General features: G+C 70.6%; 5 protein-coding genes. 3 read left to right on the top strand and 2 right to left on the bottom strand.

The genetic code is table 11. The features are described from left to right. Positions 1-410: PmbA/TldA family metallopeptidase (locus tag ACFW2E_RS43155; protein ID WP_384476560.1), on the bottom strand; the 410-nt coding region annotated here is incomplete at its 3' end. A gap of 501 nt (positions 411-911) precedes the next feature. Here ACFW2E_RS43155 and fabG point away from each other — a divergent pair. The 3 genes from fabG (at position 912) to ACFW2E_RS43140 (ending at position 2,978) form a co-directional block, all read left to right on the top strand. Continuing rightward, positions 912-1,616, top strand: a complete 705-nt coding sequence (gene fabG, locus ACFW2E_RS43150) for a 3-oxoacyl-[acyl-carrier-protein] reductase (protein WP_384476557.1) — start codon at positions 912-914, stop codon at positions 1,614-1,616. 5 nt (positions 1,617-1,621) lie between these two features. After that, positions 1,622-2,389, top strand: coding sequence for an enoyl-ACP reductase FabI (gene fabI / locus ACFW2E_RS43145; protein WP_384476554.1), 768 nt, complete (start codon positions 1,622-1,624; stop codon positions 2,387-2,389). A gap of 238 nt (positions 2,390-2,627) precedes the next feature. Beyond that, positions 2,628-2,978: a hypothetical protein gene (locus tag ACFW2E_RS43140; protein ID WP_384476552.1), complete on the top strand. Its 351-nt coding sequence runs from the start codon at positions 2,628-2,630 to the stop codon at positions 2,976-2,978. On the opposite strand, the gene ACFW2E_RS43135 is transcribed toward ACFW2E_RS43140, so the two are convergent. Then, complete coding sequence (locus ACFW2E_RS43135) at positions 2,956-3,648, bottom strand: FadR/GntR family transcriptional regulator (RefSeq protein ID WP_384476549.1); 693 nt, start codon at positions 3,646-3,648, stop codon at positions 2,956-2,958. The two genes, ACFW2E_RS43140 and ACFW2E_RS43135, sit on opposite strands and share 23 nt — an antisense overlap. Positions 3,649-3,750: the final 102 nt, after the last annotated feature.

Raw genomic sequence — 3,750 nt, 5'->3', positions numbered from 1 at the left:
ACCGAGAACGGGTCGATCTCGTACGACGAGACCCAGGTCTTCTCGGCGTGCACCGGCTCGCCGGCGAGCTCGACCCTCTCCTCCGACCCGGCCGCCTTGATCACCTGGGCGGAGAGCTTCGCCATCGCCACGGCCTGCGAGGCGACCTTGGCGGCGGCGTCGAGCGTCAGGTCCACGCCCGACGCGAAGCCCCACGTACCGCCGTGCACGACCCGCACCGCGTACCCGAGGTCGGTGGTGTCCGACGACCCGGCGGGCTTGGCGTCCCTGAACCGCCAGGACGCGCTGCGCACCCGCTCGAACCGGAAGTCGGCGTGCTCGGCCCCGAGCGCACGCGCGCGTGCCAGCGCGGCGTCGGCCAGGGCGCGTAGGGGTAGCGCCAGAAATGTCGGATCGATTCCGTGGGCCACAGGAGGCTCCCCCAAGTCGATGAGTTCTCGTCGTGCTCTAGCGGATGTCTTGTCAGGTCAAGCGGATGTCGTGCGCGGCGGACGCACCGCAGTGCAGTATGTCGCGCGGTAGTGACGGGGGCTCACCGGATATCCGCGCGGCGGTTCGCCGAGCCGGTACGGGACCGCCGTGCGCGCTCATACCTCAGAGTGATCACGAGGTGGCATTATGACGCCAAGCGGTGGCGGGGGAAGTGGCTTTCGCGCCCGGCCGCGGCCGCCCGGCGGGACCGGCGCCCCCGCCGGGCCCCGCTCGCCTGCGCGGCCACCCCGGTCGCGCGATGGCCGGCCGAAGGCACACCGCCGCAGGTCGAAACTGTAGGGATCCGACAGCGACTCCCGCACGCCACTGTCGGTGCCCGCTTGCCCGCCGGCGGCCGCGTACCGATAGGTTTTCGATGAAGCCGCCTGTCATCCAGCTGTTCGGGCGGGCTGTCAGACCGCTATCGAAAGGGTGATCCGTTGAGCCGCTCGGTTCTCGTCACCGGAGGCAACCGGGGCATCGGCCTCGCCATCGCCCGCGCTTTCGCCGACGCCGGCGACAAGGTCGCGATCACGTACCGCTCGGGGGAGCCGCCGGCCGGCTTCCTCGCAGTCAAGTGCGACATCACCGACACCGAGCAGGTGGAGCAGGCCTACAAGGAGATCGAGGCCGAGCACGGCCCGGTCGAGGTCCTCGTCGCCAACGCCGGCGTTACCAAGGACCAGCTCCTGATGCGCATGTCCGAGGAGGACTTCACCTCGGTCGTCGACACCAACCTCACCGGCGCCTTCCGCGTGGTGAAGCGTGCCAACCGCGGCATGCTCCGCGCCAAGAAGGGCCGCGTCGTCCTCATCTCGTCGGTCGTCGGGCTGTACGGCGGCCCCGGCCAGGCGAACTATGCCGCCTCCAAGGCCGGTCTCATCGGCTTCGCGCGCTCCCTCGCCCGTGAGCTGGGCTCGCGCAACATCACGTTCAACGTCGTCACGCCCGGCTTCGTCGACACCGACATGACCAAGGTGCTCACCGACGAGCAGCGCGCCAACATCGTCGCGCAGGTCCCGCTCGGCCGGTACGCCGAGCCCGAGGAGATCGCCGCGACGGTGCGGTTCCTCGCCTCGGACGACGCCTCGTACATCACTGGAGCCGTCATCCCTGTTGACGGCGGACTGGGAATGGGTCACTGATCACCATGAGCGGAATTCTCGAGGGCAAGCGCGTCCTGATCACCGGTGTGCTGATGGAGTCCTCCATCGCCTTCCACACCGCCAAGCTGGCCCAGGAGCAGGGCGCCGAGATCATCCTGACCGCGTTCCCGCGGCCCACGCTGACCGAGCGCATCGCCAAGAAGCTCCCCAAGCCCACCAAGGTCATCGAGCTCGACGTCACCAACGACGAGCACCTCGCACGGCTGGCCGACGTGGTCGGCGAGGAGCTCGGCGGCCTCGACGGCGTCGTGCACTCCATCGGCTTCGCCCCGCAGGACGCGCTCGGCGGCAACTTCCTCAACACGCCGTTCGAGTCGGTCGCCACGGCCATGCACGTCTCGGCGTTCTCCCTGAAGTCGCTGACCATGGCCTGCCTGCCGCTGATGCAGAACGGCGGCTCGGTCGTCGGCCTCACCTTCGACGCCTCCTTCGCCTGGCCGCAGTACGACTGGATGGGCCCGGCCAAGGCCGCCCTCGAGGCCACCAGCCGCTACATGGCGCGCGACCTGGGCAAGCAGAACATCCGCTGCAACCTCGTCTCGGCCGGCCCGATCGGCTCCATGGCCGCCAAGTCCATCCCGGGCTTCGCCGAGCTGGCCTCGGTGTGGGACACCCGCTCCCCCCTGGAGTGGGACCTGAAGGACCCGGAGCCGGCCGGCCGCGGTGTGGTCGCCCTGCTGAGCGACTGGTTCCCGAAGACCACCGGCGAGATCGTCCACGTGGACGGCGGTCTGCACGCCATCGGCGCGTGATCGCCACCGCCGGATCCTGATCCGTCGGGGGGGGGGGGGGGGCGCGCGCGCCGGGCCCCCCCCGGCCGCCGCGGGCCGGGGGGCGCCCGCCCCCCCCGCCGGCGCGCCCCCCCCCCGGGTCCGTACGCGTGTCACCCGTTCGGCTCACCGGCCGGGCGCGGACGTGCGACAACGGCGCACTCTGGACTCGAGTCCACCTCGCGAAGTCCCTCCCCAGCCCGGCCGAGGAGGTCCCCTTGTGCGCCTGTCCCACAGCCTGGCCTCACTGACGGTTGCCGTCGCTCTTGTGCTGTCCCTGCCGTACGAGGCGATGCCGCACGGGCGCGCGCGGGCCAAGCGGCCCACGGCCCCGTCCCTGTTCGGAGCGGAGTGCCGTACGACCGTGCGCGGCTCCCACGTCGTGGCGTACTGCCACAACCCCTATGTCGACCCCGATCGCGTGACTCTGCACATCGAATGCGCCCGCTGGTGGGACCTCGACACCGACGGCGACCCGGTCGACACCGGGCCCGCGATGACCGTACGGCTCAGCGGCCGGTGCTGGAAGGAAGTCGGCTCGGTGTGGATCAGCCACCAGAAGGCGGACTGAGCCGCCCCGGACGGCACAGGAACGGGTAGCTCGCGGCCTCCGCGGCGGCCGCCTCCGCGTCGCCCGCACGGATCGCGTCGACGAGCCGGGCGTGGTCCATGCGCGTCTCGGGCGTCAGCAGCTCGCCGACGTCCGCGCGCAGCCAGTCCCGCAGCACCTCGCCCAGGTCGGCGTACATCGCCGTCATGACCTCGTTGTGCGAGGCGGACACCACCGCCAGGTGGAACGTCGCGTCCGCCGTCACGAAGGCCTCCGCGTCACCCGAATCCCAGGCCTCCTCGCGCCGGACGAGCAGCGCGTCGAGCTGTTTGAGGTCCTTCTCGGTGCGCCGCTCGGCGGCCAGCTTCGCCGCCGCCGACTCCAGCGTGGAGCGCAGCTCGGCGATGTGCCGCGGATCGGCGCCGGAGAAGCGGCGGTGCATCACGCCCGCCAGCTCACTGGTCGCCACCACGTACGTGCCGGAGCCCTGGCGGATGTCCAGCAGGCCGTTGTGCGCCAGCGCCCGGACGGCCTCGCGGACCGTGTTGCGGGCGACACCGAGCTGTTCGACCAGCTCCGGCTCCGTCGGGATGCGTGAGCCGACCGGCCACTCGCCCGAGGTGATCTGAGTCCGCAACTCGGCGATGACCTGCTCGGACAGCGCCGAGCGACGGGGATGACTCAGGGGCATGGCTCACCTTCACGCGCGAGTCGACAAGCGAGTGGACAATCAATCATCCCATGATTCTATGATGGGCCTCATGGCTAGTTTGGAATTGTTGATCTAGTTTGT

The sequence above is a fragment of the Streptomyces sp. NPDC058964 genome (assembly GCF_042741275.1).
Classification (GTDB): domain Bacteria; phylum Actinomycetota; class Actinomycetes; order Streptomycetales; family Streptomycetaceae; genus Streptomyces.
Note: the sequence above shows the minus strand (reverse complement) of the source record. Positions and strands in the feature narration are given on the sequence as shown.

Bases quoted from the DNA above. Each gene is read 5' to 3' on its own strand.
- fabI (WP_384476554.1), top strand. From the start codon at position 1,622: ATGAGCGGAATTCTCGAGGGCAAGCGCGTCCTGATCACCGGTGTGCTG.
- ACFW2E_RS43135 (WP_384476549.1), bottom strand. From the start codon at position 3,648: ATGCCCCTGAGTCATCCCCGTCGCTCGGCGCTGTCCGAGCAGGTCATC.